The sequence below is a fragment of the Yersinia alsatica genome (assembly GCF_902170305.1).
In the GTDB taxonomy this organism is placed as follows: domain Bacteria; phylum Pseudomonadota; class Gammaproteobacteria; order Enterobacterales; family Enterobacteriaceae; genus Yersinia; species Yersinia alsatica.
Genome location: NZ_CABHWW010000033.1, coordinates 1 through 20,003, shown reverse-complemented (window position 1 = coordinate 20,003; position 20,003 = coordinate 1). Strand labels below are relative to the sequence as shown.

Sequence of the window (20,003 nt, the reverse complement as noted above, 5' to 3'; positions counted from 1 at the left end):
TGAGGGGTTAGCCAGAATGGCTATCATGCAGGATAGGTGTTACCCGCACCCGCTTAATCATATTGTCTTGTACATCCAGCACATCAATCAAATAATTCCCAATGCGAACCTGAGCATCTATCTGTGGAATGTCCTCAAGTTCCTCCAATAACATGCCATTGATAGTGCGAGCATCGACAGGTAGCGACCAGTTAAATGCTTTGTTCAGTTCACGTACACTGGCACTGCCATCAATCAAGACTGAACCATCACTTTGCGGATTAACCTCTTCGGCCAGAGTTGGGGACATTGACGTGGTGAAGTCACCTACGATCTCTTCCAGAATATCTTCGACTGTTACCAATCCTTGAATATCACCATATTCATCGACAATCATGCCGACTTTTTCTTTGTTGCGTTGGAATTTCACCAACTGCACATTCAGTGGCGTGCCTTCTGGAATGAAGTAAATTTCATCAGCAGCGCGTAATAGATTTTCTTTATTAAACTCTTTTTTCTCGGTCATCAGCCGATAGGCTTCCCGCACTCGCAGCATGCCGATAGCATCGTCCAGTGATTGGCGATATAACACGATGCGGCCATGAGGTGAGTGAGTGAGCTGGCGCATGATTGATTTCCAATCATCATTGATATCAATACCAACCACTTCATTGCGTGGCACCATAATATCGCCGACGGTAACCTTTTCCAGGTCTAGCACGGATATCAACATATCTTGATTACGGCGGGAAATTTGTGAGTGGGATTCATTCACAATGCTGCGCAACTCATCTTTACTGACAGCATCGCTGCTGTGCACATTCCCACGAATACCACACAAACGCATTAATCCTCGAGTGATGGTATTGAGCAACCAGACCAACGGCAGCATGATCTTCTGCAATGGTGCAAGTAATACACTGCTGGGAAAGGCAACGCGCTCAGGATAAAGAGCCGCAATAGTTTTCGGCATCACTTCGGCAAAAATAAGCACCACAAACGTCAGAACCCCGGTGGCGATAGCAACTCCAGCATTCCCATATAAGCGGATACCGACAATTGTTGCGAGCGCAGAAGCCAGAATATTGACCAGATTGTTGCCGATTAATACCAAACTTATCAGGCGGTCAGGGCGGCGTAGCAGTTTCTCGACTCGACGTGCAGCGCGATTTCCCTGCTTGGATAAATGGCGTAAGCGATAGCGATTCAGGGTCATCATGCCGGTTTCGGAAGCAGAAAAATAAGCCGAAACTATGACCATAATGACAAGAATAATGATCAGCGTGCTAGTTGATACGTGATCCAACTCAGTGTTCCTTAATTACAATGCAGGCCAGATGTGGACGATTTTAATCACGATTAAGGGACCATGATTTCCTGAACCAGACGGCTGCCAAAGTAAGCCAATGTCAGTAAAAATGCGCCGGCGAAACTGAACCAAATGACTCTGCGCCCACGCCAACCCTCATGATAATGGCCCCATAGTAAAACAATGTAGACGAACCAAGCCATGATCGATAATACCGCTTTATGGACGTTTTCTTTGCTAAATAGGTTGTCCATATAAAGTAAGCCGGTACAGAGCGTTAACGTCAGTAATACCACGCCAATCTGCGTAATATGGAACATTTTACGCTCGATGCTCATCAACGGAGGCATATCAGCGTTAAATGTAACTTTCTTATTTTTTAGCTGATAATCGAGCCAAGCCAGTTGTAGGGCATACAGTGCCGCGATGATGAGCGTTGCATAAGCAAAGAGGGCCAGCCCAATGTGGACGAATATGGCAGGACTGGCTTCCAGATGAGTAATAAACTCCCCCGGCAGCAGACTGGCCAGTGCCAAATTGATCATGGCAAAACTGTAGACAATTGGCAGTAAGAACCAGCCACGCCCTTGTGAGGCGACAATCGTCATAATAGTGCAGATCATCAGCCCGACAATGGAGCCGATATTCAATAAAGTGAGGTTTTGACCTCCGCCAACATCAAAAATTTGATGCTTCAGAGCAATAGCATGGCACACTAGCGCCACGACAGCAGAAACCAGCGCTAACCGCCGGTAAGCACTATTTTTCTGCACCAGACTTGGGACAATCAAGCCCAGGCTGAGCAAATAAGCGATCAAAGCCAAAATGGAGAACACGGGCATAGCGTTATATGGGCATCGGCTAAGTGAATTAGATAGCCAGTATAGCGTTGAGCGCGTTCCTCTCCAACCGTTCTCCGACGTGAGGGCAGAGATCGTTTAAGCTTCGTGTTATAATCCCCCCATTGTGTCGCCAGAGCGGCCTGTTTCCACGTTGAGTATGAGACAATGTTTGAGAACTTAACTGATCGATTGTCGCGCACACTGCGCAATATCAGCGGCCGTGGCCGGCTGACAGAAGAAAATATTAAAGAAACGCTGCGTGAAGTACGCATGGCGTTGCTAGAAGCTGACGTAGCTCTGCCGGTGGTGCGTGATTTTATCAATCGGGTAAAAGAGCGAGCTGTCGGGCATGAGGTGAACAAAAGCCTTACGCCAGGTCAGGAATTCGTCAAAATAGTTAAAAATGAACTTATTGCCGCCATGGGCGAGGTCAATAACGAACTGAATCTGGCAGCACAACCGCCAGCAGTAGTATTGATGGCTGGTCTGCAAGGGGCGGGTAAAACCACCAGTGTGGCTAAGCTGGGTAAGTTCCTTAAAGAAAAACATAAGAAAAAAGTGCTGGTGGTGTCTGCCGACGTGTATCGCCCTGCGGCGATCAAGCAGTTGGAAACACTGGCTCAAGGTGTTGGCATTGATTTCTTCCCGTCTGATGTGCAGGAAAAACCGATTGATATCGTCAATCGTGCTCTGCAACAGGCGAAGCTTAAGTTTTATGATGTTCTGATTGTCGATACCGCGGGTCGTTTGCACGTTGACGAAGCGATGATGGACGAAATCAAACAGGTTCATGCCGCGATTAAGCCGGTTGAAACACTGTTTGTTGTCGATGCCATGACCGGTCAGGATGCCGCCAATACGGCGAAAGCATTTAATGAAGCATTGCCACTTACCGGTGTGGTACTGACCAAAGTTGATGGCGATGCCCGTGGTGGTGCCGCCTTGTCTATCCGCCATATTACTGGCAAGCCGATTAAATTCCTCGGTGTAGGCGAAAAGTCAGAAGCGCTTGAGCCGTTCCACCCAGATCGCGTGGCTTCACGTATTTTGGGTATGGGCGATGTACTGTCGCTGATTGAAGATATCGAAAGCAAAGTTGACCGCGCACAAGCGGAAAAACTGGCAACTAAGCTGAAAAAAGGCGATGGCTTCGATCTCAATGACTTCCTGGATCAACTGAAGCAAATGCGCAATATGGGCGGCATGGCGAGCATGTTAAGCAAAATGCCGGGTGCAGGTCAGTTGCCTGACAACGTGAAATCCCAGATGGATGACAAGGTAACAGTGCGTATGGAGGCCATCATCAACTCGATGACGCTGAAAGAGCGCGCAAAACCAGAAATCATCAAAGGCTCACGTAAGCGCCGTATCGCACTCGGTTCAGGTGTGCAGGTGCAGGATGTCAACCGCTTGCTTAAGCAGTTTGATGACATGCAGCGCATGATGAAGAAAATGAAAAATGGTGGCTTGGCCAAAATGATGCGTGGCATGAAAGGTATGATGCCACCGGGTTTCCCAGGTCGCTAAATGTCATTTCACGCTGTGAAGTTAACCGGCGTGAAGTGAGTAAAGATTTCCCGCTGAAAACGGCGGTAAACGAAGAGAATTTGACTCATTACAAAACTAGCGCATAGGAATCTACGCTTTAGATTGCTTTTTGCGCCAAAATGAGTAAAATTTTCGGGCTTTTTATATTGCAACTGGACCCCGTTCCCCGATGGGGTCCAGTTGTTTTATTAACTAAAGAGGATGTTATGGTAACAATTCGTTTGGCTCGTGGCGGCGCTAAAAAGCGTCCGTTCTATCAAGTAGTAGTGACCGACAGCCGTAATGCTCGTGACGGCCGTTTCATCGAACGTGTAGGCTTCTTTAACCCGATCGCATCTGGTCAGGCTGAAGCTCTGCGTTTGGATCTGGACCGTATCGAACATTGGGTTGGTCTGGGTGCAACAGTTTCTGATCGCGTATCTGCGCTGATCAAAGACGCTAAGAAAGCAGCTTAATCTGTCGCGGTGGTGGTTATTATGAGCAAACAACTCAATCCAGTGGTTCCCGATCAGCCGATTGTTCTCGGTAAAATGGGTTCAACTTACGGCATTCGCGGTTGGCTCAGAGTATTTTCATCCACCGAGAACGCCGAAAGCATTTTTGATTACCAGCCGTGGTTTATCCAGCAGGCCGGTAAGTGGCAGCATGTCGAGTTGGAAGACTGGAAGCGCCACAGTCAGGATCTGATCATTAAAGTTAAAGGTGTTGATGATCGGGATGCCGCGAATTTATTGACCAATTGCGAAATTGTCGTCGATTCAAAGCAACTACCCGCACTGGCTGATGATGATTACTACTGGAAAGACCTTATGGGCTGTCAGGTAGTAACCACCACCGGTTACGAACTAGGTAAAATCATCGATATGATGGAAACCGGTTCTAACGATGTGATGGTAGTGAAGGCAAACCTGAAAGATGCATTCGGTATGAAGGAGCGGTTGGTCCCGTTTCTTCATGGGCAGGTTATCAAGAATGTCGATCTCACTGCTCAACGTGTTGAAGTAGATTGGGATCCTGGTTTTTGACCTCCGAATTAAACGGCAAAAGTGAGTGGAACAAAACAATGTGGATCGGTGTTATTAGCCTGTTTCCCGAGATGTTCCGCGCGATAACCGATTACGGGGTAACTGGCCGGGCAGTAAAAAATGGCCTGCTGAGCGTGCAGTGTTGGAGTCCTCGTGACTTTACCTACGATCGGCATCGTACCGTGGATGACCGCCCATATGGTGGTGGCCCGGGAATGCTGATGATGGTGCAACCGCTAAGGGAAGCCATTCATGCAGCAAAAGCAGCGGCAGGCGAGGGAGCAAAGGTGATTTATCTGTCACCTCAAGGGCGCAAACTGGACCAACAGGGTGTTTGCGAACTGGCTACTAATCAGAAGATGATTCTGGTGTGTGGTCGGTACGAAGGAGTTGATGAGCGCGTAATCAAAACTGAAATTGATGAAGAATGGTCAATTGGTGATTACGTTCTCAGCGGTGGCGAGCTACCGGCAATGGCTCTGATAGATTCAGTATCCCGCTTTATCCCGGGCGTGCTGGGTCATCAGGCTTCAGCAGAGGAAGATTCCTTTGTTGATGGGTTGCTGGATTGCCCACACTACACTCGGCCTGAGGTGTTAGAAGGGATGGAGGTTCCGCCAGTATTACTGTCGGGTAACCATGCCGAGATTCGTCGCTGGCGCTTAAAGCAGTCGCTGGGCCGTACCTGGCTTAGAAGACCTGAACTTCTAGAAAGCCTAGCTCTGACTGACGAGCAAATGGTGTTGCTGGCTGAGTTCCAACGGGAACACAAGCCCCGAGCAACAGAACTATGAAAGGAACATTGTGCCGTGTGCCAATTTCCTGATATATCAGTTTACCTAGGGTAAGAGACTTATTATGAGCAATATTATCAAGCAAATCGAACAAGAGCAGATGAAGCAAGATGTACCTGCATTCCGTCCGGGTGATTCCGTGGAAGTTAAGGTATGGGTTGTTGAAGGTTCTAAAAAGCGTCTGCAGGCATTCGAGGGCGTGGTTATCGCTATTCGTAACCGCGGTCTGCATTCTGCGTTCACCGTTCGTAAAATTTCCAACGGCGAAGGTGTTGAGCGTGTATTCCAAACTCACTCCCCAGTAATCGACAGCATTACTGTGAAACGTCGTGGTGCCGTTCGTCAAGCGAAATTGTATTATCTGCGTGAGCGTACTGGTAAGTCTGCTCGTATCAAAGAGCGTCTTAACCGCGTTAACTAAGGTACAGCTCAGGCTTCATCCAAAAGTTAATAGTTATGAAGGGGTTAGCCATGTGCTAGCCCCTTTTTTATGGGTATTTTACGGTGCAAATAATTTGCTTCCGAATGGTTCAGGAGGCGTGGACAAGTAACAGACAGAAAGTAGCGTGGCACGACACCACGCTAAAAAGACGAATAATTACAGGCCGTAAACCAGAGTGACTGAGGTCGTGGTATCGGTATTTTTTGGTGCGCTAGCAGGCGGTTTGGTGTTGTAGGTAACAACATAAGCTAAACGTAATGCGAAGCTCTTATTGATTGCTACATTCAATGCAGTTTCTGAGTTCAGGGTAGTTTCTTCGTTGGCTAGTGCAGAAACACCTTCACTGAATACCGTGTTATCAGTTAACTGATAAGTATAGTTACCACCGGCATAGGCCAATGCTTTTGTCGCGCGGCCACCCTCATAGAATTCATCATGACGAACACCCGGACCAAATTCCACCCGTAGATTATGTAATGGCGTAGTCATGATCTGGCGACCATAACCGGTGGTCAGCACCGAGCGAGAATCAAAACCGTTATAGCGATCGTTCAGCCAACTGGCTTGCCCAAACAGATAGTTACTGTCAGTTAGATTATAACGGGTACGGCCGCCCAATTGATAACGTTCGGAAGAACGCTGATTGTTAGAGCTGGTATTGCGCGCGGCTCCCCACAAGCTATAGGCGGTGTTGGGCTGAAACCAGGTTAACGTCGAGTTAGCGGTCAGTGTTGAGTTAGTCGTATTGCCTGACTGTGCGGTATAACCGGCTTCAACGGTACCATCAAAGCTCTTTTTGGCTGTGGCTGGATCGTCTAAGGCGGTAAAAACAGTCGCGTCAGCAAGAACTGAAGTGCTGATTAGGGATAAAGCGAGTGTGCTGATATAAAACGGCAACGCCCTGGTATGACGCAAAGAAAACATAATAGGTCCATGGTGAAAAAGATGATGTTTGTGATGCGGCCCGCATTGTAGCAGTTGCTCTCCAACTTACTCAGAAGATATTTCGGATTGAATAATTAATTATAATAAACGGGATTTTTTGATGAGTTCATTCTTAAAGTGTCATAAACAGGGGTTAGCTTTATCGCGCATTGGCGTTTTTTATTGGTCTTATGAGTGAAGATTTATTGGGCTAAGGTAGGAATATAATTAAAGGGCCAGAAGTTATCCGGCCCTTATTTTAGTTCTAATTGGTTATTACATAAAAGTGGTCACTAGCAGGTAGCCAGTGATACATGAGCAGATAACCCCAATAAGCCCTGGGATGATAAAGCTATGGTTAATAATAAACTTACCGATCTTAGTGGTGCCGGAGCGGTCAAAGCCGATACAGGCAAGATCACTTGGATAAGTCGGCAGGACAAAGTAACCATAAGCGGCTGGGAAGAAGGCAATCAGCATTTTGGGCTCAACACCCAGTTGTAATCCCATCGGGGCAATCGCCGCCAGTGCCGCCGCCTGGCTATTAACCAGCTTGGAAACCAGAAATAGGACAATGGCATAGGTCCACGGCTGGCTTTTCACAACATCTTCCAGTACCAGCTTCAACTCACCCATATGAGCCTGGAAGAAGGTATCACTCATCCATGCCACACCGAATACCGAGAAGATGGCGACCATGCCAGCTTTGAATACTGCGCCGTTAGAGATATCACTGGGCTTCACTTTACAGCCAATCAGAATCACTGCACCGGCAATCAGCATCATCATCTGAATAACCAGGTTCATCGATAATGACTGCAGCTTGCCTTTAACTTCAAAAGCAGGGCGTAGGTCAGCAAAAGCACCCAGCAATACAACCAGTGCGATAGCGGTAAAGAATATCCAGGTGGACCAATAAGCCTGTTTAGGGAAAACTTTATTTAATAATGTATCTGTTGAGCCATAGATAAAGTTGCGTTGCTCTGGATCTTTGATTCTTTCCTGAAAATCAGGATCTTTATCCAAATCTTTACCACGGCGTAGGCTCCACAATGCTGCCATCAGCACGCCAACTAAGGATGCTGGCACAGAGATAGCCAGAATCTCCAGAATGCTATAAGCCTGACCGATGCCATGGTTTGCACCGATAATTGATACCAATGACACCACGGCGACTGATACTGGCGAAGCGGTAATTGCCATTTGCGATGCCACTGATGCAACGGCCATTGGGCGTTCCGGGCGAATTCCTTTTTTAATAGCAATATCAGAAATAATAGGGAACATGGTATAAACAACATGCCCAGTACCACATAAAAAGGTTAATGACCAAGTGGTGAATGGTGCCAGTAGTGTAATATGTTGTGGATGTCGACGTAATAATCGCTCGGCAAATTGCATCATGACATTTAAGCCGCCGGCAGTTTGTAATACCGACGCACAACCAATAACGGCTAATATAGTCAGCATAACGTCAACTGGCGGTTTACCTGGTTCAAGGCCAAAGATAAACGTCAGAATAAATAAGCCAATGCCACTTATTAACCCCAGCCCCATGCCGCCATACCGAGTACCCAGTAATAAGCATAGAATTATAATTATAAATTGTAGTGTTATCATAATATTACCTTGCTTCCAACATGAATGAAATTCGATTCCGTATTGGCTGGTTTTAAGCAATGAGTATGGCTCTCTCGGTTTTCTCTATCGGAGCGCAGACGGCATTGATTAAAACCTTGCTAATACCAAGGCTATATTGTTCAGTTATGTAATTAATTAAATCTGGGATCTGTCTCTATTTTTATATCAGCTCGGAGTTTTCTAATTAATTAAAGTGGAATTGGAAGGGATAAATAGAATATAAGGTTTTTGAATGTGAAATTAATGTATGAATCTTGTTTTCAATTAATGAAATAATTGCCTAATAATTTAATATAAAAAGTATTGCTCAACCGAGAAATGCGTTAAGCCAATATCCCGGTCGATATAAATTGTTGCTTCATTCAGTTAATCCCTAATTTCTCCTTTAGGGATTTTAAGTAGCGGCGACTCACAGGGATATGTTTGCCGCTACGAGTAATCACTTCCGCGGCACCATTATCCATAAGCTGAATCTCCCCTAGCTGCTCAGTATTGACCATGTATTGCCGATGGCAGCGGACAAAAGGTGTTTTTTCTTCTAACGTTTTTAGTGAGAGCTGGGTATAACCAGATTGCACTGTCCCAATCACATGCACGCCACTCAGCTCAGAACTGAGATATTCTACTTCCTCAATTTTCAGTAAAAAAATCCGGTTGTGGCCAGAGCAAGGGATATGTCTCAGCATCGGCTCTGTGATTTTGTGTACATTATTATTTACACCAAGGCCTCTTCTTAAGCGAATTAGTGTTTTTGCCAACCGTTGATGGTCGAGGGGTTTTAACAGATAGTCAAAGGCATGTTCTTCAAAAGCACGGATAGCATATTCATCGTAAGCGGTGACAAACACGATGTGCGGCATACTTTCCGGGTTCAGCATTGAGGCCAATTCCAGACCATTAATTCTGGGCATTTGGATGTCGAGAAATATCACATCGGGCTGTAGACGCTGGATTGCGGGGATAGCTTCTAACGCGTTGCTGCATTCGGCGACGATCTCAATATCATGTTCTTCACTTAGTCTTTCGCGTAAATCTTCACGCGCGGGTTGTTCATCGTCGACGATGATGACTCTTAACATACAGCCTCCACAAATTTCCGGCATTTTATCATGGCCTCAGAGGGAGGTTAGGAGCATCTGCAGAAACTGCGACTTACCGCAAAAGTCAGACTGAAATATGCCTGTAAATCTAGTGGTAATTATTTATTTACACATATGGATTGAAAACTTTACACGCCATGGTATTGTAGAGTCTTCAAACGACAAACACGCTAAACGACATCGGCTAAACAGAGAGATAGGTAAAGAATATGATCATGCAAAAAGACGCGCTCAATAATGTCCATATCAGTGCTGAACAAGTATTGATGACACCTGAAGAACTGAAAACCCAGTTTCCTTTGAGCAGCAATGGTCAGTATGCAATTGAAGCTGCACGCAAAACTATTGCTGATATTGTTCAGGGACGAGACCCACGTTTGTTGGTCGTCTGTGGGCCATGTTCGATCCACGATGTGGATGCTGCTCTGGATTATGCGCGTCGTTTGAAAACTCTCTCTGCACAATTGAGTGATAGCCTGTATATCGTTATGCGTGTCTACTTCGAAAAACCAAGAACTACTGTTGGTTGGAAAGGCCTGATCAATGACCCTGCGATGGATGGTTCTTTTGATGTAGAAAAAGGATTACAAATTGCACGTCAATTGCTACTGGATTTAGTGGAGATGGGCTTGCCATTGGCAACCGAAGCTCTGGACCCGAACAGCCCGCAATACTTGGGTGACTTATTCAGTTGGTCAGCTATCGGCGCGCGTACCACTGAATCGCAGACTCACCGTGAAATGGCCTCGGGCTTGTCCATGCCAGTTGGGTTCAAGAATGGTACTGATGGCAGCCTGGGTACTGCAATCAATGCAATGCGCGCGGCAGCTATGCCACACCGTTTCATGGGGATTAACCAGTCTGGTCAGGTTTGCTTGCTGCAAACTCAAGGTAACCCACACGGCCATGTGATTTTACGTGGTGGCAAAACCCCTAATTACAGCGCACAAGATGTTGCCCAGTGCGAAAAACAGATGCAGGATGCGGGACTCGTTCCATCCTTAATGATAGATTGCAGTCATGGTAATTCGAATAAAGACTTCCGTCGTCAGACTGCAGTCGCTGAATCTGTTGTTGAGCAGATCAAGGCTGGCAATCGTTCTATTACTGGCGTGATGCTGGAAAGTAACATTCACGAAGGGAATCAGTCCTCTGAGCAACCACGGGCAGATATGCGCTACGGTGTTTCCGTGACCGATGCCTGTATTAACTGGGATACGACTGAGACCTTGTTACGTGAAATGCACCAGGAATTACGTTCAGCGCTGGCGGCACGGACTGCAGAGGAAAAGTAAGTATGGTGGCTGAACTGACCGCTTTACGTGATCAAATTGATGAAGTCGATAAAGCCCTGTTGGATTTGTTGGCTAAGCGTCTGCATTTAGTGGCAGAAGTAGGCGAAGTTAAAAGTCGTTATGGCTTGCCTATTTATGTTCCGGACCGTGAGGCGGCAATGCTGGCCTCACGCCGACAGGAAGCCGAGGCTCTGGGTGTTCCGCCTGATTTGATTGAAGACGTATTGCGCCGAATAATGCGAGAGTCTTATACCAGCGAGAATGACAAAGGTTTTAAGACGTTATGCCCGCAATTGCGCCCGGTGGTTATTATCGGTGGTCAGGGCCAGATGGGGCGGTTATTCAGCAGAATGCTAACGCTATCTGGCTATCAGGTAAAAACACTGGAACAAGAGGATTGGCCGCAGGCTGAGTCTATTCTGGCTGATGCCGGTATGGTGATTGTCAGTGTGCCTATTCACATTACTGAAGATGTTATCAACCGATTACCAAAACTGCCGTCAGATTGTATTTTGCTGGATCTCGCGTCAGTGAAGAATAAACCACTGCAAGCCATGTTGGCCGCCCACGAAGGGCCGGTTGTTGGCCTGCACCCTATGTTTGGGCCTGATGTAGGCAGTTTAGCGAAACAAGTTGTGGTGTATTGCGATGGCCGTGACCCGCAAGCTTATCAGTGGCTGTTGGAGCAGTTACAGGTATGGGGCGCACGGTTACATCGAATCAGTGCTGTTGAGCATGATCAGAATATGGCGTTTATTCAGGCGCTACGCCATTTTGCGACTTTTGCATATGGATTGCATTTAGCAGAAGAAAATGTGCAGTTAGAGCAATTACTGGCACTGTCTTCACCCATTTATCGTCTAGAGTTAGCGATGGTTGGGCGGCTATTTGCACAAGATCCGCAGCTCTACGCTGATATCATTATGTCATCGGAAGATAATCTGGCGTTGATTAAGCGCTATTACAAACGTTTTGGCGAAGCGATTACTTTGCTGGAGCAAAGTGACAAGCAAGCTTTTGTGCAAAGCTTCCAGAAAGTTGAGCACTGGTTTGGCGATTATGCCGAGCGTTTCTTGGTAGAAAGCCGTTCATTATTGCGCCAAGCAAACGACAACCGGCAGTAACTCCGCTTTATTTTAAAAAGTCATCCCGACAGTGTCGGGGTGACTTTTTGCTTTCTATTCTTATGCTTAGCGACAAAGACTGAAAGGTTAGCTTGGATTGACCGGCACCACGTTTTCACTTGGATAGCAGCCCAAGACTTTGAGTGAACGGGTTATCGGCATCAAATCTGCCAAGGCTTTTTGCATAGAGTCAGAACGCAAGTTAGCTTGCACATCAATATAAAACATCTCTTCCCATGGATTGCCATTGATTGGCCGGGATTCAAGTTTGGTCATAATGATCCCGTGATCCCTCAATACTAATAGCGCCTCAACCAATGCCCCTGACTGTTGGCCTGTTGCCATAATTAAGGTGGTTTTTGCTGGGATCTGCTCCGATACATCAATGGCTTTGCGGGCAAGAACAATAAAGCGAGTGATATTTTGCTGTTGGTTAGCCAAATTATGTTCCAACACCTGCAAATTATAGAGTGCGCCCCCGGCTTCGCTCCCCAGAGCGGCTGCGGTTGGTGAGTTTAGCTGTGCAACTTTCTCCATCGCGGCGGCAGTACTTTCGCAATATTCGATTTTCCAGTGCGGGAAGCGGTTAATGAATTGACTGCATTGCTGAAAAGGCTGTGGGTGGCTGTAGACGGTTTGGATTTGGCTCAAGTCAGTTTCGGTGGCGACCAGCACACAATGGTCAATAGGATTGGTAATTTCACCGACAATAGATAAGCTGGTGTGCTGCAATAAATCATATACGTCATTAATAGAACCCGAGCTGGTGTTCTCTATTGGTAATACGGCGTAATCCGCTTGCCCGGTTTCCACCTGGGTAAAGATATCCTGGAATTTCTGGCAACCACATTCAATCAGATGCTCAAAATGACGAGCAGCGTATTGGCGTGCGGCTAAATGTGAGTAAGAACCTTTCGGACCGAGGAAGGCGATACGGGCAGAGTGCTGAGCTGTTTGATTCAGCTGATGCTGTAGCAGGGCCTGCTGAGTCAATACCGAATCTTCGATAATCAGTTGGAACAAGCGGGTGACATAAAATCCATCGAGATCATAAGGCTTAGCGGCCGTAATGAGTGCATCCAGCAAGTCACGCTCACGTTCTTTATCACGAATCGGGCGATGATGAAGTTGTTTGGCTTTAGCGACATCCACCGCTAATCCACGCCGCTCTGCCAACAAAGCCAGCAGTTTTAAGTCAAGTGCGCTGATGCGCTCGCGCAGCACCAGTAATGGGTTATCGCTCATCGGGTTTGCCTTATTCTTTTGAATGATTTATGCATAAAAAAAGCCTCCCGCTTGGGAGGCTTTATTGTTCGTCTTCGCATTCTTTATCACACGACGAAACGCCTCCCAATCAGGGGAAGGTAAAAAAGAATGCGAAGAAAAACACTTTATTAATCATTGCTGCTGATTACCTGTTATGGAGTTGGTTTGTGCATCATTGGTATCTGTTGACGGCCCAGAGAAAAGGCCACTAGAGAAATACCATGCTACAACATGTTTTAAACAAACACAGACTCTAAACTAACCGCCAGCCTGAATTGCTGTCAATAAAAAACGCGCCCAAAGGCGCGTTAGATCCGAAATGAGATGGATTTCCCGGCTATTGTTCCTGCTCGGATTCTTCTTCCTCTACATCTACTGACTCCAGATTAGCTTCTTTAACACTGCTTGCCGCACGTCGAGCTTCACCTTTGTGTTGAACTTTATTTAATTGGCGTTCTAGTTTGGTGATCAGTTCATTAATTGCAGCATACATATCGTCATGTTTGGCACTGGCAACCAAGGGGCCCATCGGGGTACTGATAGTTGCGTCTGCAACAAATCCTTGCGGATCTTTAGACAGTACAATATGTGGATTGATTAACTGGGCCTGCCATTTATCCAGTTTGGTGAGACGGTCTTCAACATGTTTACGAATTGCTGGGGTAATATCCATTTGTTTACTGGTAATGTTGACTGTCATATGACTTACCTCTCTGTCTACTCCGTCTTGGATAACTTCAGCATACCTCTCTTTTTCACAAAATGTATGATCAAGATCACTTATTTTTGTCACTTTTTGCAAAGGTCATGGGAACTGTGATTTAACGTCAGGAATAGATGTTGGGGGCTTGAATCATTGATTAGAATGCCGCATTATCGATAAGTTATGTCGCCTGCATCTAGCTAAAAATGGCATTATTTTTGTGTTTGGAATGCAATAGCAGCGCGAGAGTCTGAGGCCATGAATTTCATCAGTTTGTGGCGATTTAGACAGAATTGAAAACGGCAGCCTGAGCTGCCGTTTGTTATTTTTATCGTGCGATAATATCAGGCAGGGTTTGCCGCAATTATCTTGGCAACTTTGTCTGCCTGGGCATTCAGTTGCAGTTGTTTGTAAGCATTTTCCATCAACGGCAGCGCATCGCGTGTTGCTTGAGTATCAGGATAATCTCTCAACATTTGCTCGACACGGTTAACTACCGCGACGTAAGCGCCTCGTTTAGTGTAATATTGCGCAACGGCCAGTTCATGCTTGGCCAGACGATCTTTCAGGAACATCAGGCGTTTTTGCGCGTCAGTTGCATATTGGCTGTTCGGATAGCTTTGAATCAACTGGTTAAAATCGCGGAATGCGGCCTTAGCATGTTGCGGATCGCGGTCTGAACGATCAATCCCGAAAAAGCCTTGTAATGCGCTGTCATCCAGAGCCATGTCAGTCAAACCACGCATGTATAATACGTAATCGATGTTAGGATGTGTGGGATTAAGGCGCATAAAGCGATCGATTGAGGCTTGCGCCAACGGCAGATCAGCAGATTTATAATACGCATAAATCAAATCAAGCTGAACTTGTTGGGAGTAAGGCCCGAAAGGATAGCGGTTATCTAACGCTTCTAGTTGCGTAATTGCTCCCTTAAAGTTACCGTCCTGCAGTTTTTGCTGAGCGGTAGCATAGAGCTCAGAAGGCGGGTTATCGGGAACCACGTCCTTGTTACTGGAGCAACCGGTCAGCACCAGGCTCAACGTGGCGGCAGCCACCAGATATTTCATACGCGTCATGACGTTTTGATTATCCTCGAAGTGTTATTCCGGGAGACTGTCCGTTAAGCTCCCGACAAAGATCTAGATACAATAGCACATTATATTAAACGGCATCGCCGTCAAAACCCAACGTTAACGAACAAGAAGCTGCATATGGCACAACAAGTACAACTCAGCGCAACGGTGGCCGAATCACAACTCGGTCAACGGTTAGATCAGGCTTTGGCCGAATTGTTCCCTGATTATTCAAGATCTCGTATAAAAGAATGGATTTTGGATGACAGAGTGACAGTCGACGGTAAAAAAATTAACAAGCCTAAAGAAAAAGTGTTGGGTGGCGAGCTCGTCGCAATTGACGCGCAAATTGAGGAAGATGCCCGCTGGGCGCCTCAAGAAATCCCACTGGATATCGTCTATGAAGATAACGATATTCTGGTCATTAATAAACCCCGTGGTTTAGTCGTGCACCCCGGTGCCGGTAATCCAGATGGCACAGTTCTGAATGCACTGCTCCATTACTACCCGGAAATCATGGATGTTCCTCGTGCGGGTATCGTACATCGCCTGGATAAAGATACCACTGGCTTGATGGTGGTGGCAAAAACCGTTCCGGCCCAGACTCGTTTGGTTGAGGCACTGCAAGCGCGCGAAATTACCCGTGAGTATGAAGCAGTGGCAATCGGAAATATGACAGCTGGCGGCAGAGTTGATGAGCCTATTTCTCGTCATTCTACCAAGCGCACACATATGGCTGTGCACCCAATGGGTAAACCGGCGACCACGCATTATCGCATTATGGAGCATTTCCGTGCCCATACTCGCCTGCGCTTACGTTTAGAGACAGGTCGCACGCACCAGATTCGTGTGCATATGTCTCATATAAACCATCCGCTGGTGGGTGATCAGCTGTATGGTGGCCGCCCGCGTCCGCCAAGAGGGGCATCTGATTCCTTTATTTCTATTCTGCGTGGCTTTGACCGCCAGGCGCTGCATGCAACCATGCTGCGTTTGTATCATCCAATCAGTGGCATTCAAATGGAATGGCATGCAGCATTACCAGAAGATATGGTTGAGCTGATTAATGCACTGAAAGCCGATACTGAAGAATTCAAAGATCAGATGGATTGGTAATGAATAAGCTGATACTTCCCGATTGGCCAGCGCCTGCCAGTGTTAAGGCATGCAGTACCACCCGTCACGGCGGTATCAGCGAATTCCCTTATGATTCATTAAACCTTGGCACTCACGTGGGGGATATTGCCGCCACGGTGATAACCAATCGTCAACGTTTAGTGGAACAAGGGCAGTTGCCGCAAATGCCCGTTTGGTTAGAGCAGGTGCACGGTACTCGTGTTCTCCATCTGGACGGCTCGGCAATTTCTGATGTACAGGCAGATGCGGTATATAGCCGTGTTACTGGGCAAGTTTGTGCGGTCATGACCGCCGATTGCTTGCCAGTGCTGTTCTGCTCATTGGCTGGCGATGAAGTCGCTGCAGCGCATGCTGGCTGGCGTGGCTTATGTGCGGGCGTCCTTGAACAGACAATGGCACAATTTAATGCTGCTCCTTCCTCGATTATTGCCTGGCTAGGTCCAGCAATTGGCCCGCAGCAGTTCGAAGTGGGTGAAGAGGTTAAACAGGCATTTATCGATATCGACACACAAGCCGCCGCAGCATTTATACCTGCCGGTACCCAATATCTTGCCGACATCTATTTATTAGCCCGACAGCGGCTACAAGCTGTGGGTATCCATGCCATCTATGGTGGAGATCACTGTACCGTGAGTGAAAAACAACAATTTTTCTCCTATCGGCGCGATGGAATCACCGGGCGTATGGCAAGTTTAGTCTGGCTGATATAACCTATGAAATTAGGACGATCCGCTGGCGCATAACGTTGTACTCTAAATATAGTGTCGAAATAACCTTGAAAATTTGAGGGATGACCTCATCTAATCTCCAGTAGCAATTTTGACCAACATTGGAGGTGTTATGCGTCTGGATCGTCTTACTAGTAAATTCCAGCTTGCCCTCGCCGATGCCCAGTCTTTAGCACTCGGGCGCGACAACCAATTTATTGAACCGTTACATTTGATGAGCGCATTGCTCAATCAGGATGGGGGGACGGTTCGCCCATTGTTGACCTCGGCGGGTATTAATGTCGCTAGTTTGCGTAGCGATATTGAGCAAGCTTTGGGTCGACTTCCGCAAGTCGAAGGCACCGGCGGTGATGTTCAACCATCGAACGAGCTGGTCCGTGTATTGAATCTGTGTGACAAATTAGCGCAGAAGCGCGCAGATAAATTTATCTCTTCAGAGCTGTTTGTTCTGGCAGTCCTTGAGGATCGCGGCACCTTAACTGACATGTTAAAGGCCGCAGGTGCAACAACAAGTAATATAGATAAGGCAATTGAAAATATGCGTGGTGGTGACAAAGTCGATGATCAGGGTGCGGAAGATCAGCGCCAGGCATTGAAAAAATTCACTATCGACCTGACCGAGCGTGCGGAACAAGGCAAGCTCGACCCGGTTATTGGCCGTGATGAAGAAATTCGCCGTACCATTCAGGTGCTACAGCGCCGGACTAAAAATAACCCGGTATTAATTGGTGAACCCGGTGTCGGTAAAACGGCTATCGTGGAAGGTCTGGCCCAACGTATCGTGAATGGCGAAGTGCCTGAAGGCCTGAAACATAAACGTGTGCTTTCTTTAGATATGGGCGCCCTGATTGCGGGTGCTAAGTATCGCGGTGAGTTTGAAGAGCGCTTGAAAGGCGTGTTGAACGATTTATCAAAACAAGAAGGCAGTGTGATCTTGTTCATTGATGAATTGCATACCATGGTCGGGGCCGGTAAAGGCGACGGCGCAATGGATGCGGGCAACATGCTGAAACCTGCGCTAGCGCGTGGTGAATTGCATTGCGTGGGGGCCACCACTCTTGACGAATATCGTCAATATATAGAGAAGGATGCGGCGCTGGAGCGGCGTTTCCAGAAAGTCTATGTGGCAGAACCAACAGTCGAAGACACCATTGCCATTTTGCGTGGGTTGAAAGAGCGTTATGAGCTGCATCACCATGTGCAGATAACCGACCCGGCAATTGTTGCTGCGGCAACACTGTCGCATCGTTATATCTCGGATCGCCAGTTACCGGATAAAGCTATCGACCTTATCGATGAAGCCGGTTCTAGCATCCGTATGCAGATGGATTCAAAACCAGAATCATTGGATCGTCTGGAACGTCGGATTATCCAATTGAAACTGGAGCAGCAGGCACTGAAAAAAGAGTCTGATGACGCCAGTAAAAAACGTCTGGAAATGCTCAATACCGAATTAGAGCAGAAAGAGCGTGAATATTCCGAGCTGGAAGAAGAGTGGAAAGCAGAAAAAGCCTCTCTCACCGGGACTCAGAATATTAAAACTGAACTGGAACAAGCCAAAATCACCTTAGAGCAAGCTCGTCGTGTCGGTGACTTGGCGCGGATGTCAGAACTTCAGTACGGTAAAATCCCTGAGCTGGAGAAACAGCTGGCGGCGGCAACGGCGCTTGAAGGGAAAACCATGAAGCTGCTGCGTAATCGCGTCACTGAAGCAGAGATTGCTGAAGTGTTGGCGCGCTGGACCGGTATTCCGGTCTCTCGCATGCTGGAAAGTGAGCGAGATAAGTTGCTGCGCATGGAAGAGGATCTGCATACACGCGTCATTGGGCAAGATGAAGCGGTTGAAGCGGTATCTAATGCGATTCGTCGTAGCCGTGCTGGGTTATCAGATCCAAACCGCCCAATTGGTTCCTTCCTATTCTTAGGGCCAACTGGGGTAGGTAAAACCGAGTTGTGCAAAGCGCTGGCGAATTTCTTGTTCGACAGTGACGATGCCATGGTGCGTATTGATATGTCCGAGTTTATGGAGAAACACTCCGTGTCTCGGTTGGTCGGTGCGCCTCCGGGCTATGTCGGTTATGAAGAAGGTGGTTATCTGACGGAAGCGGTACGCCGTCGTCCTTATTCAGTCATTCTGCTGGATGAAGTAGAAAAAGCGCATCCAGATGTATTCAACATTCTATTGCAGGTGTTGGATGATGGGCGCTTGACTGATGGGCAGGGTAGAACAGTCGACTTCCGCAACACGGTAGTCATCATGACCTCTAACCTCGGTTCAGATTTGATTCAGGAACGTTTCGGTGAAAGAAGTTACACCGAAATGAAGAATATGGTGATGGAAGTTGTGACTCACCACTTCCGCCCTGAATTCATTAACCGTATAGATGAGGTTGTAGTTTTCCATCCGCTGGGTCGGGCGCATTTGGCTTCAATTGCTCGTATCCAACTGGAACGTCTGTACAAACGTCTGGAAGAGCGTGGCTATCAGGTCACTATTACTCAACCTGCGTTGGAGTTCCTGGGTGAAACCGGCTTCGATCCTGTTTATGGTGCACGGCCATTGAAACGTGCTATTCAGCAGGAAATCGAGAATCCGCTGTCGCAGCAGATACTTTCCGGCAAATTAATACCGGGAGTACCAGTGACTCTGGATGTCGAAAATGGGCATATCATTGCTAAGCAGTAATGGTTAATCCTTAAGGGGGCGAGAAATTGCCCCCTTTTTGTTGTCTTTTTCACCGTATTTGGCATTTTTGCCGCATTAATGAGCGGTTGAAAAGTTTTTTCAAATTAGGGGTTGCAGGCTGTCAGGAACTCCCTATAATGCGCCTCCACTGACCGGGAACAACGAAACAGACTTCGCCGGGTCAGGAAGAGAAAAGAATGATTTTGACTTCGAAAGAAACAAAAGAAAACCTTGACTCTTCAGCGGGAAAGCGTATTATCTGCCTCCCGCGTTACCGTAAGATTCGCCGAAAGGCAAACGGGTAACGAACGCTCTTTAACAATTTATCAGACAATCTGTGTGGGCACTCGCAAGACGATATCGAAGCCTGTTTCGGCAGGCAGAAGC

Annotated in this window: 18 protein-coding genes and 1 other annotated feature; of the genes, 10 read left to right on the top strand and 8 right to left on the bottom strand. The window is 47.2% G+C overall.

The window, feature by feature from the left end; all coding sequences use genetic code 11:
• Nucleotides 1-7 precede the first annotated feature (7 nt).
• Nucleotides 8-1,285: an HlyC/CorC family transporter gene (locus tag FTA96_RS19250; RefSeq protein ID WP_144417136.1), complete on the bottom strand. Its 1,278-nt coding sequence runs from the start codon at nt 1,283-1,285 to the stop codon at nt 8-10.
• Between the two features lie 53 nt (nt 1,286-1,338).
• Nucleotides 1,339-2,130 (bottom strand): cytochrome C assembly family protein, encoded by a 792-nt coding sequence (locus FTA96_RS19245; protein ID WP_050106378.1) that lies wholly within the window; start codon nt 2,128-2,130, stop codon nt 1,339-1,341.
• Between the two features lie 165 nt (nt 2,131-2,295).
• Between FTA96_RS19245 and ffh the strand changes: the two genes are divergently transcribed.
• From ffh to rplS, 5 genes are all read left to right on the top strand, one after another.
• A complete protein-coding gene (ffh, locus tag FTA96_RS19240; RefSeq protein WP_050106377.1) occupies nt 2,296-3,657 on the top strand; it encodes a signal recognition particle protein in 1,362 nt (453 codons plus the stop codon).
• Nucleotides 3,658-3,884: 227 nt separating this feature from the next.
• Nucleotides 3,885-4,133, top strand: a complete 249-nt coding sequence (gene rpsP, locus FTA96_RS19235) for a 30S ribosomal protein S16 (RefSeq protein ID WP_004712517.1) — start codon at nt 3,885-3,887, stop codon at nt 4,131-4,133.
• Between the two features lie 21 nt (nt 4,134-4,154).
• Entirely contained in the window at nt 4,155-4,703 is a 549-nt protein-coding gene (gene rimM / locus FTA96_RS19230; protein ID WP_050106376.1) for a ribosome maturation factor RimM, read from the top strand.
• Between the two features lie 38 nt (nt 4,704-4,741).
• The gene (gene trmD / locus FTA96_RS19225; RefSeq protein WP_050106375.1) at nt 4,742-5,497 is read left to right on the top strand and encodes a tRNA (guanosine(37)-N1)-methyltransferase TrmD; all 756 of its coding nucleotides are present in this window, start codon (nt 4,742-4,744) and stop codon (nt 5,495-5,497) included.
• Nucleotides 5,498-5,561: 64 nt separating this feature from the next.
• A complete protein-coding gene (gene rplS, locus FTA96_RS19220; protein ID WP_004712521.1) occupies nt 5,562-5,918 on the top strand; it encodes a 50S ribosomal protein L19 in 357 nt (118 codons plus the stop codon).
• Between the two features lie 177 nt (nt 5,919-6,095).
• Here the strand turns inward: rplS and FTA96_RS19215 are convergent, their stop codons facing one another.
• The 3 genes from FTA96_RS19215 to btsR form a co-directional block, all read right to left on the bottom strand.
• Nucleotides 6,096-6,863 (bottom strand): DUF481 domain-containing protein, encoded by a 768-nt coding sequence (locus tag FTA96_RS19215; protein ID WP_050106374.1) that lies wholly within the window; start codon nt 6,861-6,863, stop codon nt 6,096-6,098.
• Nucleotides 6,864-7,139: 276 nt separating this feature from the next.
• A complete protein-coding gene (locus FTA96_RS19210; protein ID WP_050121425.1) occupies nt 7,140-8,483 on the bottom strand; it encodes an anaerobic C4-dicarboxylate transporter in 1,344 nt (447 codons plus the stop codon).
• A gap of 383 nt (nt 8,484-8,866) precedes the next feature.
• Nucleotides 8,867-9,583: a two-component system response regulator BtsR gene (gene btsR / locus FTA96_RS19205; RefSeq protein WP_087817663.1), complete on the bottom strand. Its 717-nt coding sequence runs from the start codon at nt 9,581-9,583 to the stop codon at nt 8,867-8,869.
• A 236-nt stretch (nt 9,584-9,819) separates the two neighbouring features.
• On the opposite strand from btsR, the gene FTA96_RS19200 reads away from it, so the two are divergent.
• Both FTA96_RS19200 and tyrA read left to right on the top strand, forming a co-directional pair.
• Nucleotides 9,820-10,899: a 3-deoxy-7-phosphoheptulonate synthase gene (locus FTA96_RS19200; protein ID WP_050106612.1), complete on the top strand. Its 1,080-nt coding sequence runs from the start codon at nt 9,820-9,822 to the stop codon at nt 10,897-10,899.
• 2 nt (nt 10,900-10,901) lie between these two features.
• Nucleotides 10,902-12,023 carry a bifunctional chorismate mutase/prephenate dehydrogenase gene (gene tyrA / locus FTA96_RS19195; RefSeq protein WP_050106371.1) on the top strand — a complete coding sequence of 374 codons (1,122 nt, stop codon included), beginning with the start codon at nt 10,902-10,904 and terminating at the stop codon, nt 12,021-12,023.
• Between the two features lie 87 nt (nt 12,024-12,110).
• Here the strand turns inward: tyrA and pheA are convergent, their stop codons facing one another.
• The 3 genes from pheA to bamD all read right to left on the bottom strand — a co-directional run bounded on the left by pheA (nt 12,111) and on the right by bamD (nt 15,068).
• Complete coding sequence (gene pheA, locus FTA96_RS19190) at nt 12,111-13,268, bottom strand: bifunctional chorismate mutase/prephenate dehydratase (RefSeq protein ID WP_050106370.1); 1,158 nt, start codon at nt 13,266-13,268, stop codon at nt 12,111-12,113.
• Between the two features lie 33 nt (nt 13,269-13,301).
• Nucleotides 13,302-13,426 (bottom strand) — a sequence feature (Phe leader region).
• Between the two features lie 200 nt (nt 13,427-13,626).
• Entirely contained in the window at nt 13,627-13,989 is a 363-nt protein-coding gene (gene raiA / locus FTA96_RS19185) for a ribosome-associated translation inhibitor RaiA (protein WP_005166518.1), read from the bottom strand.
• Between the two features lie 347 nt (nt 13,990-14,336).
• On the bottom strand, nt 14,337-15,068 hold the full coding sequence (bamD, locus tag FTA96_RS19180) for an outer membrane protein assembly factor BamD (RefSeq protein WP_005166516.1): 732 nt from the start codon (nt 15,066-15,068) through the stop codon (nt 14,337-14,339).
• Between the two features lie 135 nt (nt 15,069-15,203).
• On the opposite strand from bamD, the gene rluD reads away from it, so the two are divergent.
• The 3 genes from rluD to clpB all read left to right on the top strand — a co-directional run bounded on the left by rluD (nt 15,204) and on the right by clpB (nt 19,616).
• Entirely contained in the window at nt 15,204-16,181 is a 978-nt protein-coding gene (rluD, locus tag FTA96_RS19170) for a 23S rRNA pseudouridine(1911/1915/1917) synthase RluD (protein ID WP_050106369.1), read from the top strand.
• Nucleotides 16,181-16,912, top strand: coding sequence for a purine nucleoside phosphorylase YfiH (yfiH, locus tag FTA96_RS19165; RefSeq protein WP_145574614.1), 732 nt, complete (start codon nt 16,181-16,183; stop codon nt 16,910-16,912). The genes rluD and yfiH overlap by 1 nt, the downstream gene beginning before the upstream one ends.
• 130 nt (nt 16,913-17,042) lie before the next feature.
• On the top strand, nt 17,043-19,616 hold the full coding sequence (gene clpB, locus FTA96_RS19160; protein ID WP_050106367.1) for an ATP-dependent chaperone ClpB: 2,574 nt from the start codon (nt 17,043-17,045) through the stop codon (nt 19,614-19,616).
• Nucleotides 19,617-20,003: the final 387 nt, after the last annotated feature.